The organism is Actinoplanes sp. M2I2, from assembly GCF_023544445.1.
Classification (GTDB): Bacteria; Actinomycetota; Actinomycetes; order Mycobacteriales; family Micromonosporaceae; genus Actinoplanes.
Window position 1 is genome coordinate 110,669 of the sequence record NZ_JALPVJ010000018.1, and the last position, 20,162, is coordinate 130,830.

General features: G+C 71.4%; 18 protein-coding genes. 10 read left to right on the forward strand and 8 right to left on the reverse strand.

Going from position 1 to position 20,162, the window contains the following annotated elements:
- The first annotated feature begins 63 nt into the window (after nt 1–63).
- Nucleotides 64–1,071: a glutathione S-transferase family protein gene (locus tag HJC40_RS32675; protein WP_250007091.1), complete on the forward strand. Its 1,008-nt coding sequence runs from the start codon at nt 64–66 to the stop codon at nt 1,069–1,071.
- 12 nt (nt 1,072–1,083) lie between these two features.
- Here HJC40_RS32675 and HJC40_RS32680 read toward each other — a convergent pair whose 3' ends face one another.
- On the reverse strand, nt 1,084–1,728 hold the full coding sequence (locus HJC40_RS32680) for an epimerase (protein WP_250007093.1): 645 nt from the start codon (nt 1,726–1,728) through the stop codon (nt 1,084–1,086).
- Between the two features lie 100 nt (nt 1,729–1,828).
- On the opposite strand from HJC40_RS32680, the gene HJC40_RS32685 reads away from it, so the two are divergent.
- The 7 genes from HJC40_RS32685 to HJC40_RS32715 all read left to right on the forward strand — a co-directional run bounded on the left by HJC40_RS32685 (nt 1,829) and on the right by HJC40_RS32715 (nt 12,166).
- Nucleotides 1,829–4,600: an SWIM zinc finger family protein gene (locus HJC40_RS32685; protein WP_250007096.1), complete on the forward strand. Its 2,772-nt coding sequence runs from the start codon at nt 1,829–1,831 to the stop codon at nt 4,598–4,600.
- A gap of 89 nt (nt 4,601–4,689) precedes the next feature.
- A complete protein-coding gene (locus tag HJC40_RS32690) occupies nt 4,690–5,751 on the forward strand; it encodes an AAA family ATPase (RefSeq protein ID WP_250007098.1) in 1,062 nt (353 codons plus the stop codon).
- Nucleotides 5,744–8,275: a DUF5682 family protein gene (locus HJC40_RS32695; protein ID WP_250007100.1), complete on the forward strand. Its 2,532-nt coding sequence runs from the start codon at nt 5,744–5,746 to the stop codon at nt 8,273–8,275. The genes HJC40_RS32690 and HJC40_RS32695 overlap by 8 nt, the downstream gene beginning before the upstream one ends.
- Complete coding sequence (locus HJC40_RS32700) at nt 8,272–9,468, forward strand: VWA domain-containing protein (RefSeq protein WP_250007102.1); 1,197 nt, start codon at nt 8,272–8,274, stop codon at nt 9,466–9,468. The genes HJC40_RS32695 and HJC40_RS32700 overlap by 4 nt, the downstream gene beginning before the upstream one ends.
- 49 nt (nt 9,469–9,517) lie before the next feature.
- Nucleotides 9,518–10,279, forward strand: a complete 762-nt coding sequence (locus HJC40_RS32705; RefSeq protein ID WP_250007103.1) for a class I SAM-dependent methyltransferase — start codon at nt 9,518–9,520, stop codon at nt 10,277–10,279.
- Nucleotides 10,280–10,395: 116 nt separating this feature from the next.
- On the forward strand, nt 10,396–10,836 hold the full coding sequence (locus HJC40_RS32710) for a nitroreductase family deazaflavin-dependent oxidoreductase (protein ID WP_250007105.1): 441 nt from the start codon (nt 10,396–10,398) through the stop codon (nt 10,834–10,836).
- Between the two features lie 184 nt (nt 10,837–11,020).
- Complete coding sequence (locus HJC40_RS32715) at nt 11,021–12,166, forward strand: DUF5925 domain-containing protein (RefSeq protein ID WP_250007107.1); 1,146 nt, start codon at nt 11,021–11,023, stop codon at nt 12,164–12,166.
- Between the two features lie 120 nt (nt 12,167–12,286).
- Here the strand turns inward: HJC40_RS32715 and HJC40_RS32720 are convergent, their stop codons facing one another.
- The 5 genes from HJC40_RS32720 to HJC40_RS32740 form a co-directional block, all read right to left on the reverse strand.
- Nucleotides 12,287–12,580 (reverse strand): DUF1540 domain-containing protein, encoded by a 294-nt coding sequence (locus tag HJC40_RS32720; protein ID WP_250007109.1) that lies wholly within the window; start codon nt 12,578–12,580, stop codon nt 12,287–12,289.
- Between the two features lie 102 nt (nt 12,581–12,682).
- A complete protein-coding gene (locus tag HJC40_RS32725) occupies nt 12,683–13,885 on the reverse strand; it encodes an adenylosuccinate synthetase (protein ID WP_250007111.1) in 1,203 nt (400 codons plus the stop codon).
- Nucleotides 13,882–14,838 (reverse strand): hypothetical protein, encoded by a 957-nt coding sequence (locus HJC40_RS32730; protein WP_250007113.1) that lies wholly within the window; start codon nt 14,836–14,838, stop codon nt 13,882–13,884. Before HJC40_RS32730 ends, HJC40_RS32725 begins: the two co-directional genes overlap by 4 nt.
- 13 nt (nt 14,839–14,851) lie before the next feature.
- A complete protein-coding gene (locus HJC40_RS32735; protein WP_250007115.1) occupies nt 14,852–15,742 on the reverse strand; it encodes a molecular chaperone DnaJ in 891 nt (296 codons plus the stop codon).
- Nucleotides 15,739–16,491 (reverse strand): NUDIX domain-containing protein, encoded by a 753-nt coding sequence (locus HJC40_RS32740; RefSeq protein ID WP_250007117.1) that lies wholly within the window; start codon nt 16,489–16,491, stop codon nt 15,739–15,741. The genes HJC40_RS32735 and HJC40_RS32740 overlap by 4 nt, the downstream gene beginning before the upstream one ends.
- Before the next feature lie 313 nt (nt 16,492–16,804).
- Here HJC40_RS32740 and HJC40_RS32745 point away from each other — a divergent pair, with 313 nt between their 5' ends.
- Nucleotides 16,805–18,610: an IPT/TIG domain-containing protein gene (locus HJC40_RS32745; protein WP_250007119.1), complete on the forward strand. Its 1,806-nt coding sequence runs from the start codon at nt 16,805–16,807 to the stop codon at nt 18,608–18,610.
- A gap of 81 nt (nt 18,611–18,691) precedes the next feature.
- On the opposite strand, the gene HJC40_RS32750 is transcribed toward HJC40_RS32745, so the two are convergent.
- Both HJC40_RS32750 and HJC40_RS32755 read right to left on the reverse strand, forming a co-directional pair.
- Complete coding sequence (locus HJC40_RS32750; RefSeq protein ID WP_250007120.1) at nt 18,692–19,399, reverse strand: hypothetical protein; 708 nt, start codon at nt 19,397–19,399, stop codon at nt 18,692–18,694.
- A gap of 156 nt (nt 19,400–19,555) precedes the next feature.
- Nucleotides 19,556–19,981 carry a hypothetical protein gene (locus tag HJC40_RS32755; protein ID WP_250007122.1) on the reverse strand — a complete coding sequence of 142 codons (426 nt, stop codon included), beginning with the start codon at nt 19,979–19,981 and terminating at the stop codon, nt 19,556–19,558.
- On the opposite strand from HJC40_RS32755, the gene HJC40_RS32760 reads away from it, so the two are divergent.
- Nucleotides 19,962–20,159 (forward strand): hypothetical protein, encoded by a 198-nt coding sequence (locus HJC40_RS32760; RefSeq protein WP_250007123.1) that lies wholly within the window; start codon nt 19,962–19,964, stop codon nt 20,157–20,159. The two genes, HJC40_RS32755 and HJC40_RS32760, sit on opposite strands and share 20 nt — an antisense overlap.
- Nucleotides 20,160–20,162: the final 3 nt, after the last annotated feature.

The following is a 20,162-nucleotide window of genomic DNA, read 5'->3' on the forward strand; positions in this document are numbered from 1 at the left end:
CCGGCCGCCGGTCACCTCGCGCTTCGCTGGGCGGGCTCGCCGTCGAAGCAGCAGGATGGAGACATGGCGTATGTGAACACCCAGGGCGAATTCACGCGGGACCAGCGGTACATCGCTACCCGGATCACCGAGGACGGCCGGGACGGCTTTCCGGTCGAGCCCGGGCGCTACCGCCTGGTGGTGGCGCGGGCCTGCCCGTGGGCCAACCGGGCGATCATCGTACGGCGGCTGCTCGGCCTCGAGGACGTGCTGTCGATGGGCATCGCCGGCCCGACCCACGACGAGCGCAGCTGGACGTTCGACCTGGACCCGGACGGCCGCGACCCGGTGCTCGGGATCGAACGGCTCCAGGAGGCCTTCTTCAAGCGGATCCCGGACTACGACAAGGGCATCACCGTGCCCGCGATCGTCGACGTGCCGACCGGGAAGGTGGTGACGAACGACTTCGCGCAGATGACCATCGACCTGTCGCTGGAGTGGAAGCGCCATCACCGCGAGGGCGCGCCCCAGCTCTATCCGGAGGAGCTGCGCGACCAGATCGACAAAACCAACAAGTTCGTCTTCGCCGACGTCAACAACGGCGTCTACCGGGCCGGCTTCGCCGGGACCCAAGAGGCCTACGAGAAGGCGTACGACCGGCTCTTCGCCCGGCTCGACCAGCTGTCGGACCTGCTGAGCGGCCAGCGATACCTCGTCGGCGACACGATCACCGAGGCGGACGTGCGGCTGTTCACGACGCTGGCCCGCTTCGACGCGGCCTACCACGGGCACTTCAAGTGCAACCGCAGCAAGCTGACCGAGATGCCGGTCCTGTGGGCGTACGCCCGGGATCTGTTCCAGACGCCCGGCTTCGGCGACACGATCGACTTCGTCGACATCAAGAAGCACTACTACATCGTCCACAAGGACATCAATCCCACCCAGATCGTCCCCAAGGGTCCCGACCTGAGCGGCTGGCTGACACCGCACGACCGCGAGAAGCTGGGCGGCCGCCCCTTCGGCGACGGCACTCCCCCGCCGCCTGTGGAGCCGGCCGAGCGTGTGCCCGCGGGCCACGGCGCCGACGGCTGACGCCCGGACGGATCAGCGCAGGTCGGCGTTCTCGACGATGTGATCGGGGAAGCCGACGCGGGCGGCGCGCAGCATGGCCTGGCCGACGCGGTCGGTGGTGGTGACGTATTTCGGGGCGATGCGCTCGAGCAGCGGGATCAGCGGTCCGGCCGCGGTGTAGATCGCGTTGTACCAGCCGGTCTTCGAGCGGACCCCGCGCGTCGGCTGGATCAGGCCGGGACGGAACGCGTAGCCGTTGGGCAGCAGCTCGATGATGTCGCGCTCGGCCCGGCCCTTGACGCGGGCCCACATCTGGCGGCCCCGCACGTTGGTGCCGGCCCCCGAGACGTACACGAAGGTGGTCTGGGGGTCGAGGCCGGCGAACGTGCGCGCGGCGGCCATCGGGTAGTCGTAGGAGACCCGGGTGTAGGCCGCCTCGTCCAGGCCGACCGATGAGACACCCAGGCAGTAGAAACACGCGTCGTACCCGCGCAGTTCGTCGATGATCGGCGTCAGATCGGCGAAATCTTCCAGCTTCACCTCGCGCAACCGGGGATGCGAGACCCCGGTCGGCGTGCGGATCACGGCCAGCACCTGCTCGACGTCGGGCGCGACCAGGCTCTCGCGCAGGACGCCCTGGCCGACCATGCCGGTCGATCCGAAGATGACGACCCTCATCGTTCCCCCTCAGTGAGCTCGGCTTCCGATCATTTCACCGGCTGTCCCGGACGCGAGCGGGGGCGGGGAAATTGTCGTACCTCCGGCCTAGGGTTTTCCCGTGACCGCAGAACGATGGCCGGCCGCCCAGGTCGAGACGCTCGCCCCCGATCCTCCGTCGGTGCGGGCGGCGCGAGCTTTGTCCGCCCGATCCGCGTGGTCGGTCACCGGGCGGCTCGACGACATCCTGTGGGGGCAGTGCCGCTCGTACCAGGTCTGCGTCGATCTGACCGGTCCGGCCTTCAAGTGCTCGTGCCCGAGTCGCAAGATTCCCTGCAAGCATGCCCTCGGCCTCCTGCTGCTCTGGGCCGAGTCCGATGTGTCGGATTCCCCGCCGGCCGATTTCGCCCGCGAATGGCAGGCGGCACGGGCAGCCCGCGCCGTCGCCAAGCCCAAGACCACGTCGACGCCCGATCCGGCCGCCGCGGCCAAGCGGGTCGAGCAGCGCGCCGAGCGGGTCGCGGGCGGCATGACCGAGCTGCGCCGCTGGCTCGACGATCAGATCCGGCAGGGCCTGGCCGGGGCGCAACGCGGCGGCCACCAGCCGTTCGAGGCGATGGCCGCCCGCCTGGTCGACGCGCAGGCGCCCACCGCGGCCAACGCTGTGCGGCGGCTCGGTTCGATCGCCGGCATCGGGCCGCACTGGGCCGATCGGCTGCTCGGCGAGCTGGCCCTGCTGAGGCTGCTCGTCTCGGGCTACGAGCGCCTGGCCGAGCTGCCGCCCGAGCTGGCCGCCACCGTGCGCAGCCGCATCGGCTTCCCGGTGGCCACCGACGACGTGCTGGCCGGCCCGCGCGTCACCGACCGATGGCAGGTGCTCGGCCAGGTCGAGGTCGACGACGGCGCGCTGACCACGCGGCGCACGTGGCTGCGCGGCTCGGCGCAGGGCCGGTTCGCTCTGGTGCTCGCGTTCGCGGCGCCCGGCCAGCCGCTGATCTCCGATCTCGTCCCCGGCACCGAGTTCCGCGGCGAGCTCGCCTTCTACCCGGGTTCCGCCCCGCTCCGGGCGCTGGTCGCCGAGCGGGTCAGCGCCGTCGAACCGTTCGGCGAGCCCGACGGCGCCGCCGGGCTGACCGAGGCCCTCGCCGGCTACAGCTCGACCGTCGCCGCCGAGCCGTGGCGCTACGACGCTCCTGTGCTGCTCGCCGGGGTTGTCCCGGCCGCCGACGGCTGGCTGGTCGACCGCGCCGGCGCGGCCCTCCCGCTCGCGGCCGGCCATCGCGAGCCGTGGTGGCTGCTGGCCGCGGCCGGCGGACGTCCCGCGACCGTGGCCGCCGAGTGGTCACCCACCGGCCTGCGGCCGCTCGCCGCCTGGGTCGACGGCGCGTTCGTCGCGGCCGCTCCCCCGGTGCCCGATCCCGGCGCCCCGCGTCACGCCGAGCTGCCGCCCGAGTTGCTGGCCGCCGCGCTGGTCGGCACCAATCGCCGGCCTTGGACGGGCCGGGCCGCGCTGCTCGACGCGGCTGCCGTCGCGCTCACCCGGCGACGGGCCGGCGTGCTGCCCGGCTCCGGTCGCGAGGCCGTGCCGGCCGCCCCGGACGAGACCGACGCGCCCTTGCCCGCCGCAGCCGGAGCCCGCCTTCAGCGCATTCTCGGCGCCGGCGTTCCCGGCGGCGCCCAGCTCGCCCAGGAGCTGCTGTCCCAGTGGCTCGCCGCCGCGGCCGAGCGGGGCGGGCACGTGCCGCCGACGGCTCTGCCGGCGTTGCTCGAGGCCGGCCGGCGCAACTCGATCGTCCGTCCGGCGCTGGCCCGGGTCGCCGGGCGCCGGGGCGCCTGGCTGGCCGGCATGCGTGCCGACTGGCGCTGGCTGCGGGACGAGACGCCGGTGGCCGTGGTCCTCCCCGACTGGCACACCGGCAGCTCGGGCGAACGCCTCGGCCACCTGACCGAGTTGCGGGCGACCGACCCGGCTCAGGCCCGTGAGCTGCTCGAGAGCACGTGGGCCGAGGAGTCCTCGGACGACCGCGCCCGGTTCCTCGGGGCGCTGGCCACCGGGCTCTCCCCGGCCGACGACCCGTTCCTCGAGCGAGCGCTCGACGACCGGCGCAAAGAGGTCCGCGAGGCCGCGCTCGACCTGCTCCGGCGCTTGCCCGGCTCGCAGGTGCGGGGCCGGATGGCCGAGCGCGCCCTGGCTCTGGTGCGGCGTGAGCGCCGGCTGCTGGGCGCCGACCGGCTCGTGGTGACACCGCCCGAGGAGCTCGACCCCGCCCTGCGCCGCGACGGCGTGGCCTCGACGCCCGCGCGAGGCATCGGGGTGAGCGCCTGGCTGCTCGAGGAGATCGTCGCCGGCGCTCCACTCGACATCTGGTCCGATCCGGCGACGATGCTGCGGCTGGCGCGCGGCAACGACTGGGAGACACCGTTGCTGCACGGCTGGGCCAAGGCCGCGGTCGTGCAGGAAGACGTCGTCTGGGCCGCCGCACTGCTCCGCGAGGCGTCCGGGGCGTTGCGGGAGTCCGTCCGCTGGGATCTGCATCTCGTGCTGCCGGCCGACGTGCTCGGCCGCCTCGCAGCCGACGCGCTGCGCCGCGACGACGGGCTGGCCACGCGTCTGCTCGCCCTGCATCCGGGTCACTGGCCCGAGGAGCTTTCCGTCGCGGTTCTCGAGACCATCGCCCACCGTGCCCGCACCGACCGGCACAGCTGGCAGCTGGGCGAGCTGTGCCGCGCGGCCGCGCTGTCCATGCCCCCCGACTACGCCGATCTCGTCGGCCGCCTGGCCCTGCAACTCGACCAGGAGCCGGCCGACCCCTCCCGGGTCCGCCCGGTCGCCGATCTGGCCCGCACCCTGACCTTCCGCCGCGAGATGGTGGACGAGCTCCGAGCCGCCTGACCAGCACCATCCACACTGGACCACGACCACCGATTTTTGTCAGAGGCGGGCGATAGCCTTCGGCTCTGGCGAAGACCAAGGAGTTTCACGTGACCGCACTGCGCCCGCACGCCGAGGATCAGTACGCCGAGGAGCTGGCCCTGCTGGCCTCGACCGACGATCGGCCCCGCCCGCCCGGGTGGCGCCTCTCCCCGCAGGCCGTGGTGACCTATCTGCTCGGCGACGGAGCCAAGATCACCCCGAAGTACGTGGGACCGCGCCGCCTCATGGAGGTCGCTGTCTCCACGCTCGTGACCGACCGCGCGCTGCTGCTGCTCGGCGTTCCCGGCACGGCCAAGACCTGGGTCTCCGAGCACCTCGCGGCCGCCGTCTCCGGCGACTCCACGCTGCTCGTGCAGGGCACCGCCGGCACGGCCGAGGAGGCTATCCGCTACGGGTGGAATTACGCCCGCCTGATCGCCGAGGGCCCGACCGAGGCCGCGCTCGTGCCCAGCCCGATCATGCGGGCGATGCAGACCGGCACGATCGCCCGGCTCGAGGAGCTGACCCGCGTGCCGTCCGACGTGCAGGACGCGCTCATCACGATCCTCTCGGAGAAGACGCTGCCGGTGTCCGAGCTCAACACCGAGGTGCAGGCGCAACGCGGCTTCAACCTGATCGCCACCGCCAACGACCGCGACCGGGGGGTCAACGAGCTGTCCAGCGCGCTGCGCCGCCGGTTCAACACGGTCGTGCTGCCGGTGCCCGCCTCGGCCGACGACGAGGTCGACATCGTCGCGCGCCGGGTCGCCCAGCTGGGCCGCTCGCTCGACCTGCCCGAGGTCCCGGCCGCGCTCGACGAGATCCGCCGGGTCGTCACGATCTTCCGCGAGCTGCGCGGCGGTCTCACCGAGGACGGCCGCACCAAGCTCAAGTCGCCCACCGGCACGCTTTCCACGGCCGAGGCGATCTCGGTGATCACCAGTGGCATGGCGCTGGCGGCTCACTTCGGCGACGGCCGCCTGCACCCCGGCGACGTGGCCTCCGGCATCGTCGGCGCCGTCATCAAGGACCCGGTCTCCGACGGTGTCGTCTGGCGGGAATACCTCGAGACCGTGGTGCGGGAGAGGACCGACTGGCGCGATTTCTACCGGGCCGCCCGCGATGCCTGAGCGGCTCTACGGCATCCGGCACCACGGTCCGGGTTCGGCCCGGGCGGTGGTGCAGGAGCTCGAACGGCAACCGCCCGACGTGCTGCTCGTCGAGGGCCCGCCCGAGGCCGATGCGCTGGTGCGCTGGGTGGCCGACGCCGGGCTGGAGCCACCGGTGGCTCTGCTCGGTTACGCGTCGGACGATCCCCGACGGGCGGCGTTCTGGCCGTTCGCGGTCTTCTCGCCCGAGTGGCAGGCGATCCGGTGGGCGGTCGAGCGCGGCGTGCCGGTGCGCTTCTTCGACCTGCCGTTCGCCTACCGCCTGAGCGGCGACGCCCGGCCGGCCGCGCCGGTCCGGCCCGCGCCCGACGCCGAGCTTCCACCGGCGTCGCCCCAGGCCGAGCTTCCACCGGCGTCGCCCGAGGCCGACGGCGATCCCGCCGACGACGAGCGCGGTGAAAGCACTGACCCCGGGTCAGGCGCCGACTCTCCCGGAGCGGCCGACAACGCTCCAAGGGCCGATGACAACGCGCCTTCGGCCGCCGCTGAAGCCTCGGAAGGCGAGCCGGGCGCAAACACGCCGGTCGGCAACACGCCGGGTCAGAGCGGCCCAGGCCGTAGCGGGCCTAGCGAAGGCGGGCCGGACGAAAACGGGCCGGACGAAAACGGGCTCGAGGAGCCGGCGATGCCGCTGCGGCCGGTGGACCCGATCGGGGAGTTGGCCGCCGCGGCCGGTTACGACGATCCGGAGCGGTGGTGGGAGGACGTCGTCGAGCATCGGGGGATGCCGGCGTTCGAGGCGATCGCCGAGGCGATGACGGCGATCCGCGACCAGTCGCCCGAGGACCCCGACGACCTGGTGCGCGAGGCATACATGCGGACCGTGCTGCGCGAGGTGCGCAAGAAGTACGAAGACATCGCCGTCGTGTGCGGGGCCTGGCACGTGCCCGCCCTCGCCCGCAAGGTCGCCGTCAAGGACGACACCGCGCTCCTCAAGGGCCGCCGGAAGGCCAAAGTGGACTTCACCTGGGTGCCGTGGACCTACGGCCGGCTGGCGTCGTGGTCGGGTTACGGCGCGGGTGTCAGCTCCCCGGGGTGGTATCACCACCTGTTCACCTCGGCCGACGAGGTGGTGCCGCGCTGGCTGGTCGACGCGGCCGGGGTGCTCCGCTCCGAGGGCGTGCCGACCTCCTCCGCGCACGTCATCGAAGCGACCCGGCTGGCCGAGGCGCTGGCCACCCTGCGGGGACGCCCCCTCGCGGGGCTGGCCGAGGTCACCGAGGCCGCCGAGTCGGTCATGTGCGACGGGGAGCCGCTGCGGGTCGAGCTGATCACCCGGAAGCTCGTCGTCGGTGAGCGCCTCGGCGGGGTGCCCGACGACATGCCCGCCGTACCGCTGGCCAAGGACCTCGCCACCCAGCAGCGCGCGGCCCGGCTCAAGCCGGAGGCGCTGGAACGCGCCCTCGACCTCGACCTGCGCAAGGAGACCGACCTGCGGCGCAGCCGGCTGCTGCACAGGTTGCGCACGATCAAGGTGCCGTGGGGTGAGCCGGAAACGACGCGGCGGGGCACCGGCACCTTCCGCGAGGAGTGGCGGTTGCGGTGGCAGCCCGAGTTCGCCATCCGCCTCGTCGAGGGCAGCATGTACGGCACCACGGTGGCCGCTGCGGCGACGGCCAAGGTGGTGCGGGCGGCCGACCGGGCCGAGACGCTCGCCGATGTCACCGCGCTGGTCGAGACGTGTCTGCTCGCCGATCTTTCGGACGCCTACCCCCGGGTGCTGGCCGCCCTCGATGTCCGGGCCGCGCTCGACGCCGACGTGAACCACCTGATGGCGGCGATCCCCGCGCTCGCCCGCACCCTGCGGTACGGCGACGTGCGGCGTACGGATGTGGCCGGACTGGCCGCGGTGACCGCCAGTCTGCTGGGCCGGGCCTGTGCCGGGCTGCCCTCGGCCGTGGGCTCGCTGTCGGACGAGGCGGCCAAGGTGCTGCGGGACCGCGTCGACGGGGTGCACGGTGCGGTCGGCCTGCTCGACGACGCCGACCTGCGCGAACGCTGGCTGTCCACGCTGGCCTCGCTGACCGGGCGGGCCGACCTGCACGGTCTGCTGGCCGGGCGGCTGACCCGCCTGCTGCTCGACGCCGGACGCCTCGACGGCGCCGAGGTGCGTCGCCGGCTGCGACTGCCGTTGACCGTCGGCACGCCGCCGGCCCACGCGGCCGCCTGGGTCGAGGGCTTCCTGTCCGGCGGCGGGCTGCTGCTCGTGCACGACGACGCGCTGCTGGAACTGCTCGACGACTGGCTCGCCGACATCCCGGCGGACGCTTTCGACGACGTGCTGCCGTTGCTGCGCCGCACGTTCGGGGCGTTCGAGGCCGGCGAGCGGCGGGCGATCGGTGAGCGGCTGGCCGGTCCGCGGGCCGCGGGCGACGCGTCGGCCGACGGTGGGCTCGGCTTCGACCCGGCCCGGGCCGACCTGGTGCTGCCCACGCTCAGCGCCCTGCTGGGCCACGAGATCACCGCATCCGGGGAGGCGCGATGACCGACGAGACGACGGACGAGGCGACGCGGGAGCGGCTGCGGCGCTGGCGCATGGTGCTGGGCGGGCCGGCCGATCAGTCGCTGGGCAAGGCCGAGGGACGTGACGGCGCCATGGACTCCGCGCTGGCCGCGCTCTACGACGGCGGCGGTGAGGGCGGTGAGGAGCGGAGCAACCGCCGTTCGGCCGGGCTGGGCGGCTCGGCGCCGAAGGTGGCCCGGTGGCTCGGCGACATCCGGGAGTACTTCCCGAGCACGGTCGTGCAGGTCATGCAGCAGGACGCGATCGAGCGCCTCGACCTGACCCGGCTGCTGCTCGAACCCGAGATGCTCAGCGCGGTCGAGCCCGATGTCCACCTGGTCGGCACCCTGCTGTCGCTCAACCGCGTGATGCCCGACCAGACCAAGGACGCGGCCCGCCAGGTGGTGCGCACCGTGGTCGAGCAGTTGGAGAAGCGGATCGAGCAGAAGACCCGGGCGGCGGTGACCGGGGCGCTCAACCGCGCGGCGCGCATCCACCGGCCGCGGCACGCCGACATCGACTGGGACCGCACCATCCGGGCCAACCTCAAGCACTACCAGCCCGAGCAGCGCACCGTGATCCCCGAGCGGCTGATCGGGTACGGGCGGCGCACCTCGGCCGTGCAGCGCGACGTCGTGCTCTGCGTGGACCAGTCCGGGTCGATGGCGGCTTCGGTGGTGTTCTCCGGCGTGTTCGCCGCGGTGCTGGCGTCGATGAAGTCGCTGCGCACGTCGCTGGTGGTGTTCGATACCGCGGTGGTCGATCTGACCGAGCATCTCGACGACCCGGTGGAGGTGCTGTTCGGAACGCAGCTGGGTGGCGGCACCGACATCAACCGGGCCCTCGCGTACAGCCAGCAGTTGATCACCAGGCCCCGCGACAGCATCTTCGTGCTGATCAGTGACCTCTACGAGGGCGGCATCCGCGAGCAGATGCTGCGCCGGGTGGCCGAGATGACCGCGGCCGGCGTGCAGGTCGTGGTGCTGCTGGCGCTCTCCGACGAGGGCGCGCCGGCCTACGACCACGACAACGCGGCGGCGCTGGCCGCGCTGGGCGTGCCGGCCTTCGCGTGCACGCCGGACGCGTTCCCTGACCTGATGGCGGCCGCGATCGAACGGCGCGACCTCAAGGCCTTCGTGGAGAGGCTGATCGACCGGCGAAAGGAGGGCGTCTAGCGGTGGGACGAGGTTGTGACGACACGGCGCGGTAACTAGCGTTGGCGGCATGACTGCTTACCTGAGCAACCCGCGGATCTGGCAGGAGAGTTGGGACCGGCAGCAGGAGGCGTTCCTGCCCGACCGGGAGGAGCGGTTCGCCGCCATGCTGTCGGCGGTCGCCGCGACCACCGACGGGACGGCGCCGAAGGTGCTCGATCTGGCCGGCGGCACCGGCACGATCTCGCTGCGGACGCTGGCGCGGTTCCCCCGGGCGCGGGTCACCGTGCTCGATCAGGACCCGGTGCTCATGGCCATCGCGGCGGCCTCGCTGCGCGACCGGGGCGAGGTGGTCGACGCCGACCTCGGCGATCCCGGCTGGCGGGCGAAGCTGCCCGAGGCCGGCTTCGACGCGGTGCTGACCGCGACCGCCCTGCACTGGCTGCCGGCCGAGCGGGTGGCGACGCTTTACGGCGAGATCTGCGAGGTGTTGCGGCCGGGCGGGATCTTCGTGAACGCCGACCACATGCCCGAGGATTCGCTGCCCGCGCTGTCCGAGCGGCTCCGCGATCACGCACGGGCCGAGCGCGAGGCCCGGTATGCCGCCGGGGCGGCCACCGGCTGGGCCGAGTGGTGGGAACGGGCCGCCGCCGACGAGTTCCTCGCGCCGAAGGCCGTGGAGCGGGAGCAGATCTACCCCCGGAACCGGCACAGCCAGGAGTGGAACCCGCCGGCTCTGTGGCACGTCGACGCCCTGCGGGTGGCCGGCTTCACCGAGGCCGGCGTCCTGTGGCGCGGCGGCACCGACGCCGCAGTCATCGGCGTCCGCTGACCGGCGACGCGGCGACGCGGCGACAACGTAGCAACGCGACGACGCGCGACCGGCGGCGCGGGCGTGAGTTCGACTGCTCGTTATCGACAATGCTTCGGAGGACATACGGTGGGGCCATGCCGCTGAACGGGGAGTACGCGCCGAGCACGTCCGACTGGGCTCGCAAGCAGGCCGAGAAGATCGAGGGCAGCGCCGGCGCCGAGGGCAACGAGCTGTACGGGTATTCGGTGGTGCTGCTGACGTCGACCGGCGCCCGGAGCGGCAAACTTCGCAAGACGCCGCTCATGCGGGTCGAGCACGAGGGTGAGTACGCCGTCGTCGGTTCGCTCGGCGGCGCGCCTCAGAACCCGGTCTGGGTCTACAACCTGCGCAAGAACCCGCACGTCGAACTGCGGGACGGGACCGAGGAGTACGACTACCTGGCCCGCGAGGTGTCGGACGAGGAACGGGCGGCCTGGTGGGAGCGCGCGGTGGCGGCGTTCCCCAACTACGCGGGTTACCAGAAGAAGACCGACCGCCTCATCCCGGTCTTCGTGCTCACCCGACTGCCCGGGTAAGCCCGGCCGCCGACACGAAGCCGCCGCCCGCAGCCGGAACGGCGTGAGGCGTCGGGTCGACGCGTAGGGCGCGGCGCTGCTGTCGCGAGCCTCCCCGTACCCGGCGGGTGGTGGTGCAGCCCGATCGGGGCGAACTCGCGGAAATTAGGGTGCCATCCGGGCATCGACGGACGATCATCGGTACATGCGCGCACCCCACCAGGCCGTGGAGCGGCTCGGCCAGCGGCACCTCGACGCGGCGCCGCCCGCGCCGGCGTCGGCCGCGCTGCCGCTGGCCGGTGCGGTGGACGACGGTGACCGCCTGGTCGACGTGGTGGATCTGCTCGCGCTGGACGCGTTCGTCACGGGCCGGGAGCCGTACGGCCGCAGCAAGTATCTCGAGAACGTGCGCTCCGACGCCCCACTGATCACCGACGACGCCCGGGTCGTGCGGGACGCCGTGGACGAGGACGGCCAGGGCCGGCTCGCCGTCGGCGAGGGCTGGACCCTGCACGTCACCCGGTGGAAGCAGAGCCGCCGCGCCCGGGTCACGGTCACCGCGATCAGCGCCGACCTGGCCGAGTCCGTCCTCGAGGCGACGATCCGGGACGCCGTCGAGGAGCCGCAGCCGACGCCCGACAACGTGCCCATCGGCTTCTGGCACTTCGGGCCGCACGGCCCGCGCCGCGCCGCCCGCGAGATCGACGCCGCGCCGTGGGAGACGATCCGGCCCAACTACAGCAGCACGGTGGCGGCCACCCTGGAACGTCTGATGGCGCTGACCAGCGAGTCGATCAGCGGCCGCCTCCTGCTGCTGCACGGCGAGCCGGGCACCGGCAAGACCACCGCGCTGCGGGCGCTGGCCCAGCAGTGGCGTTCGTGGTGCCAGGTCGACTGCGTGCTCGACCCGGAGCGGCTGTTCAGCGACCCGGCCTATCTGATGAGCGTCGCGCTGGGCAGCGACGACGAGGACGAGCCGCGCTGGCGCCTGCTGATGCTCGAGGACTGCGACGAGCTGATCAGCGGCGAGGCCAAGGCGAGCGCCGGCCAGTCGCTGTCACGGCTGCTCAATCTGACCGACGGCCTGCTCGGTCAGGGCCGCAACGCGTTGATCGCGATCACGACGAACGAGGACCTCGCCTCGCTCCACCCGGCGGTGGTGCGGCCGGGTCGCTGCCTGGCCAGCATCGAGGTCGGACGTCTCCCGTACGCCGAGGCGGTCGCGTGGCTGGGCCGGTCGGCCGGCGTCGGCGCGTCGGGGGCGACCCTCGCCGAGCTCTACGCGCTCAAGACCGGCAACGAGCCCATGACCGTTCCGAAGAGCGAGCCGAGCACCGGCATGTATCTGTGAATTCTCGCGCCCGAAACACATGAGGGCACCATAAGATAGGTTCGCCTAACCTCAACAAAGCACTCCAACAAAACGCCCGCCGGTCGCGGACAGCGACGGCGGGCGCAAGACGCGGAGGGTTCAGCCCTTGTCGTACGTGAGGCAGTCGGCCTTCTCGCCGGACTCACCGACGACGATGGCCGGGGCGTGGCACTCGAGGTCGGTGTTGTGCACGCAGTCGGCGCGCTTACACGCTCCCACCTGCGCCAGCGCCTTGCCCATGCCGCCCTTGTCGCCGGACAGCACGAAGGTGTCGCACTCGGCCGAGATCGCGCTGCCGATGGTCACCGCGAACGCCGTGCACCCGTCGTGGTTGTAGCCACAGCTGGTGACGGTGCACGTCTGCACACGCGGCATTTCGAGCATCTGAGTCATGGTGTCGCCTCCCATATCTACAACCCGGTCACGTCGACCATAAACCATTTCCCGGAATTGCTCGAACCACACCACGATATAAATTGATTAGGTTAGCCGCACCTAAGAATGCAATTGAAGTATTTTCTTGTCGGCGGCGGACGGCCCGTGGGACTCGATCACCACCGGCGCGCCGAGCAGACCACCGATCGCGACGGCCCAGTCGTCCGGCCGCCGCAGCGCGCCGGGTCGCGCCCGCTCGAGGCGCCGCGTCAGGGCCGCCTGGTGGTCGAGGTCGCGCGCCGGCCCCGGCACGATCCGGGTCCACGGCTCGCCGTCGATCGCGTACGACTCGCAGAGGCGCAGCTCCGGGCAGCGTCCCGGCACGTCGAGGTGCGTCACCGCCAGCCCGTCGACGCCACCGGCCACCTCGACCGCGTACCGGTGCGCGACCGCGTCGAAGTGCCCCACCCGGAAGGCTCCCTGCCACTCACCGGTCGCGTTGTGCCCCTCGGGCAGGTCGAGCGCGGAATCCTCGGTGACGAACGGCCCCGCCCCGTGCCGGGTGGTGTAGGTGCGGACGACCCCGAGCCGCCGATACGACCCGCACAACGCCGAGACGTTGCCGAAGGTCGTAGTCGACCAGGTCGTGTGCGGGTGCCAGCCACGCCACTCGTCGAGCAGCACACCCTGCGCCCCCTCGAAGACGCACGGCCCCTCGCGCAGGAGCCGTTGCTCGTAACCCGGCCCGACGATCGACACCGTGCGACCGAACGCCAGGAACGCCTCCACGACGTCGTCGAGCGGCACGCCGGCTGGCCCCAGATCGGACTCCACCGCCGCCAGCCGGCGGCGCAACCTCGTACGGGAAAGGGTGTCGGAGACGCGCGGGGCGTCGGCGTGACCCAGTGCGTACGCCATCGTCTCGCCGACTCCCATCCCGCACGAACCGTGACGGCTCACGCCGCGAGCCGCCTCCCGGCGCCGGTTCGCCGCCCGATGCCACGGAGTGGCCAAAAGCGCGTCGCCATCAACCGTGAGCAGCTCGAACGGGTTGCCCAACGCAGCCGCTTCGGCGGCCAGCGCGAGCGGATCGACCACCACGAACCGCGTCAGGTGCGTCGGCACACCACGCAGCGTCCCCGAGCCGAACTGCGCGAACGTGTGCTGCCGCCCGTCCTCGGTGACCACATTGTGCGCGGCCTGCGCTCCCCCGTTGAACCGCAGCACCGCCCGTACGGTGGCCGCCGCGCACAGAGCGTCGACCACCGTCCCCTTGCCGGCGTCCCCGTAACCGAGGTCGACGACCGCGACATGCTCGTTCACAGCCGCTCGTTCCCCGAGCCCGCGTCCCCCACCGGCAGCTGCGTGCGCCGCACCACCCCGCCACGCTGCAGCGGAGCGAGAGCCTTACCGACCGTGCCCCGGTGCGCGGACCCGACCTCGACCAGATCGTCGAGCCCCGCGTCCAGGTCGATGGTGCCCTCACCGAGACCCACGGTGAGGGCGATCGTCTCGCACACCGCGTCCAGGTCGTCGAGCTCGAGCACGTTCTGTCCCAGCAGCTCCCGCCACCGCTTGAGCACATCCCGGTTGCCACCGTGACCGGCCGCGACCGGCAACAGGTAGTAGACGTCGTACATCCGGGTCAGCTCGGCGACGATGGCCTCGGTGCTCATCCGCTCGGCCCGCTCCCCGAGAAACTTCTCCACCTCGCGCGGCTTGAGTTTCGCGTACGGCATCTCGTCGCCGATCAGGAACAGGTAGCCGCGCCGCCCCCGCTTCTCGAACGAGTCGAGCGCCGTGTGCCGCGCCATGAAATACATGGCCAGCTCGTACGACTCCATCATCTGCCCGCCGCCGCCCCCTTCCAGCACGATCCGGGCCAGGTCGTCGTCCATCCGGTTGTCCGACTCGAACTGCCCGATCTGCAACGGCACCCGGTCGCAGCTGGCGTCGCCGACCGCGCCGAACAGGATGTGCGGGTCGGTCGCGTACGACTTGCGGGTCAGCAACCCGAGCAGCTGGGGCAGCTTGGTCTGCAGCACCCGCGGCACCCCACCCATCGACCCCGTGACGTCGAACAGCACGGCGATCGGCGTACTGAAGGGGTGCTCGTCGCTGTCCCGGCTCTCCCGCTTGCCGACATTGCGAGGGTCGAGCGCCGGGTGGGCCTGGCGAGCGCCGTTGTCGCTGTAGGCGAAGGCGCTCACCCCCGAGGCCCGCCGGTAGTTGTCGGCGGCGGTGTAGACGTCGGTCGACCAGCGTCCGCTTCCCATGGTGTTTCTCCCGTCAGATCGTGAAGGGCCGGAAGGTCCGCGGCCCGTAGAGGCTGTGCAAAACTTCGTCGAGCTCATCGAGCAGCCGCCAAGCGTCCTGCGGCCGCATGCGCGGCTTGTCGTAGGCGCACCCGTCGGCAAACCGCCGCAGCCGCCGGGGCGGGTCTTCCATCAGCCGGGTCATCAGCCCGGTAGCCATATAGATGTCGGTGGCCGGTCCCGCGGTCTTGTCGTTGACAACTTCCGGCGGGTAGGCGTCGCGCCGCCGGGCAACGATCGCCTTGACGCGCGTCCCCGAGTAACACCAGTCGACCAGCGCAACACCGTGCTGCTCCGGGTGAATCAGCACGTGCTCCTCAAGAACAGCCCCATGCACAACGTCGGCGCGGTGAGCCCATCCCAAGCCGACGAGCAGCCGACGCCAGATCCAAGCCACGTCGCGCGGATCGCGCTTCCCGACCTCACTGAGCGGCACAAACCCATCCAGCCGCTGCAGAACGTTGACGCGCCGGCGTTTCCGCTCGTCGTCCTCGTGCCGGTAACTCTCGACCAGCATCGGTGCGTACGGCCGATACTTGGGGTCACCCTGATCCCACAGCCGACGCAGCGCGTCGGCCTCGGCCTCCATGAGGTCGCTGTCGGCCGGGTCCCGCGGAATCTTCACCAGCGTGCCCCGGTCGCCGGTCACCAGATCCGCGACGTCGCCGACGGCCACACGCCGGCTCCGCTCGCGATAAAGCCGCGACAGCTTGGCGAAGGCCTCGGTGGCGGTCGCGCGCTGCGCTCCGGTCACCGCGTCCGGGTGTACGACCTTCGCGTACGACCGGTAGGCCGCCTCTCCCGCACCGAGCTCGGCGAAGCTGCTCGCCTGCTCGATGCGCGCGACGGCCTCCGCGAAGCTCATCGGACGTCGTCCTCACGACCGGGCCGCAGCAGCGCGGGATGCAGCAGCTTGGCGTCGCCGGCCCGATAGAGCTTCGGTTTGGGGCCGCCGCGCTCCCCGCCCCGGGGCGACGTCTGCCCGGTGCCCTCCACGAAACCCGGGACCGAAAGCACCTTGCGGTGAAAGTTCCCGGCGTGCAGTTCCTCGCCCCACACCACCGCGTAGACCTGCCGTAGCTCGGCGACCGTGAACTCCCGGTCGACGAAAGCCGTGGCCAGGGGCGTGTATTCGAGTTTCGAACGCGCCCGGTCGAGCCCGTCGGCGAGAATGACGTCGTGGTCGAAGGCCAGGTCGACGGCCTCGTCGACCGGCACCCAGTAGGCCGCGGCCGCGTCCGAGCCGGCCCGCGGATCGGGCAGGCTGGGCGCGAAGGCCAGGTAGGCGACGGTGAGCACCCGCATGCGCGGGTCGCGGCCGGGGTCGCCGTAAGTCTTGAGCTGCTCGAGGTGGACCCGCTCGAGCTCACCCTCACCCGGCTGGAGGGCTGTCTCTTCCATGAGCTCGCGCAGCGCAGCCGCTTCGAGGGCTTCGTCGCGGACAAAACCGCCGGGAAGAGCGCGACGGCCGGCGAACGGCTGCTCACCGCGCTCGACCAGCAGCACGCAGAGCCGACCGGCCCGGATGGTGAGCGCCACGACATCGACGGTCACCGCCGTCGCCGGGTAGGCCGCCGGGTCGTATCGCGCGAGGAACTCCGCCTCGTCCTGCATCGCCACCACCGTTACTCTCAAACTGAGTATTACTCTTCTTGAGAAGAACTTAGCGGGCGTGGCAGCCGACGTCAACCCCGAGCGCGAAGGGCGCCCATTACCACCGAAAGACGCTCGGCGGCGGCCGATTTCGCCAAGGGGAAACGGCTCGGAAGGCCAGACCACAAACAAGTCCAACGGTATTTATCACTCTGGGCAATTGGCCCTTCACGTTTGGTTACGCTTCCGGCGAGACGGCCCGACGAAGCGCAGCTGGTCGAGGCCCAACACACACCTACCGATGCGGTTCGAAAGACCGTAGGAGGACCAACGCATGCGTAAGTCCACGTCAAAGGTGAAAGCGCTGGGAGTTACCGCGCTTTCCGTAGGTGCGACGGCGGCCGCCGTTCTCGTCGCACCGTCAGCGGCATTCGCCGTCGCCGACATCACGTCGATCGCTCCGAGCGGCGGCCCGACCAACGTTCAGGTCACGGTGACCGGTGCCGCCGGTACCTTCCTCACCGCGACGCCCGCGTTCGTCCTGACGAACGCCACCAGTTGCCCCGGCACCTACACGGCCACTGCCGCGTCACCGTTCGTGGCATTCGTCGGCACCGGCGGTAGCCGGGTGTCTGAAACCAGGGCGACCTTCACAGTCCCCACCACCGCGACCGCCGGTAGCTACAAGGTCTGTGCCTACGGGGGCACGGCCTCGCCGAACAACACTTTGCTGAACGGCGCGACCACTCCTCCTACGTACACCGTGGTGCCGAACTCGACCGTCAACCCGACCTCGGGACCGAGCGGCGGCGGCAACACCATCACCGTCACGCTGCCCGCTACCCTGTCGTGGGCGGCGGCCAATGCGGCGGTCTTCAGCCCGGGCGCGAACAGCTGCTCCGGCACCTACTCGACGAGTGCGGTGACGTCGCCGATCACCCCGAACACGGGCTCCAACACCGTCGGCACGGTGCCCGTGCCCGTCGGCGTGTCGGGCAGCCTGTCGGCCGCCACTCCGTGGAGTGTCTGCATCTACTCCGGAGCTTCTCTGGTCAACGGCACGACTCCGCTGGTCTCGTCGAGCAGCGCGGCCTACAACGTCTCGCTTCCGGCCGTCAGCCTGAGCAGCTCGATCGGCGGCACGGGCGCCAACCTGGTTGTGTCGTCGACCAACAACTTCCTGACCGGTGCCACGGCTCCCGCCGTTCTGACCTCGTCGGACGTCTGCCCGGCCACGTACCCGGCCGGCCCCGGAGCCGGCACGTACGGCAACGTCCTGAAGAGCGCCAACAACCGCGGTGCTTTCGCGCTGCCGTCCGCGGCCTCGGCCGTGGGTACGACTTACAACGCGTGCATCTACTCTGCCGCGACCACCGGAGCTCGCCTCCTGGCCAATGCGGCCTACACCGTTGCGTCGCCGCCCACCATCAACAGTGTGGCGAGCGGCGGCATCTCGCCGACGAGCGGCTCGTCGATCGGCGGTGACACGATCACCGTGACCGGTGCCAACTTCCCGATCACCCCGGGCGCGATCACCGCGAGCCTGGGCGGGGTGGCGCTCACGAACATCACGCCGATCGACGCCAGCACCTTCACCGCGGTCACGCCCTCGCGCGCCGCTCAGGCGGGCGTTCCGCTCACCGTGACGACCGCGACCGGTACGGCGACGCTCGCGTCGGCGTTCAACTACGTGAACGGCATCATCGCCTCGCCGAACACCGCTCCGAACACCTCCAACATCTGGGTGAACATCCGGGGTGTCGGCTTCCAGTCGCTCAACCTCGACACGGCGACGACGATCCTCACCGCCACTGGTGGCGCGGCCACTGCAGCGCGTATCTATCTCGTTGACGCTCGGGGCACCACTGGCAACGTTTACACGCCGGGTGCCAACAACCCGGCTGTGGCCGAGTGCGCCACGCCCACCGTCATCAACGACACCGAACTGTTCTGCAATCTAAACCTAATCAGCGGTGCGATCACGCTCAACGCCAGCACTGCCATTCCCAACGCCACTAGCACCCGAGTGCAGAACGGCACCTACACGCTGACCGTGGTCAGCGACGGCTCCCCGGCCGCGAGCGCTCCCACGCAGAGCGTCGTGTCCAGCGGCTCGACGTTCACGGTCGCCGACTTCTAGTCACCAGGCGACTCGCGTAAAGCCCGACGAGTCATAGCAGAAGCCCGGAGCCATTGGCTCCGGGCTTCTCCTTGTTCAGGCTCAGCGGCCGGCCCACACCTTGTCGATCAGGGCGACACTCCCCCGCTTCGACGGTTCCGCTCCGGTGGCCACAGTGAAGACGCTCCGATCCGCGCTGACCCGCCAGCAGACCAGCAACGTGGGCCGCTTCCGAGCCGGCTCGTCCCGGCTGAGCCGGAAGGTCTGCGAGCATCGTGAGGTCCCCACCGGCACGCCCCGGTCGGCCACCCATCCGAGTTCCCGCTGCCCGGTCAGGTCCTGATCCGCCGAGACGACCCGAATGCCGTCCACCGTCCGTACGACGACGTCGGCGTCGTTCACCACGCCTCCGCCTCCGACGAGCGGCCGCCGGACAGTCGTGCCGGCTTCCACGTTCGCTCTCCGGGCAGCGGCCCACTTCTCCGCAACGGCCCGGGACACGTCCCCGGCCTCCATCAAAGACTGGATCTCCCGCTCGGGCGCCCGGCTCGCGGCCGCCGTAGTCGCCCCCGCGCCGCCGGCCGGAGCAGGGGCCGCCGTAGGCGCTCCCGCGCTGTCGGCCGGGGCGGCCGCCACCGGCAGCCTCCTCTCGGGTGAGGTGGGGTCGTCCCACGCCAGCAGTCCGACGCCGGCGCTGAGGAGACCGAGCAACCCGGTCGCTCCGGCCGTGACAGCCAGCTTCCGGCGCCGGGTGAAGGGATTGCCGTTACGGACGGATACTTCTGCGGCGCCCGTTTTCTGGTCGCGCATTTTCTTGTCCTTTGCAGTTGTCGGCAACGTCGAATCACCATCGGCGAATCGACCTCTCAAAACTCCGATGCTGTCACGGACGAAGGTCGCGGAAACGCAGATCGGCCGATCGCCCCGAGGCGACCGGCCGATTGCCGTACGTTGTCGAATGCGAGCTCAGGAAAGCTTCGCCCAAGCCTTGGTGATGGCCGCGACGCTTGCTTCCTTCGACGGCCGCGCCTTCGGGTTGACCGCGACGGTGTAGACGCTGCGCTCCGCGCTCGTCCGCCAGCACACCAGCAAGGACCGGCGTTCCATCGGCTTCATGTCGTTGCTCAGACGGAACTTCTGCGTGCACTGGGCCGGGCCTACCGGCTCGCCTTCACCGCCGACCCAGGACAGCTCTTCGTAACCGGTGAGGTCAGCCCGCGCCGACACCACCTTCAGCGTCCCTTCCGGTGACCGGGCGGACCCGAGATTCTCCACCTTCACGTCTTTCACCGTGGTCAGTGACTTGCTGCTGATGCCCCGCCGCAGCGGCACGCCGTCGGCGGCGGCCTTGCTCCGGGCGGCGACGATCTCCTTGGAGACCTCGGGGTCCACCTTCTGGACGGCCGTGGCCGCGGGCGACACCGGAGCCGTGACCGTCGGCGACGCCGACGAGGTGGTCGGGGTCGACGACGTGACCGGCGCGCTCGAGGGTGCCGGGTCCGCGCTGGTGACCTGGGGCGCCGCCGGCGCGGCGACATCGCGCAGCTCGGTGTCGTCTCTCGAGTTCTGAACG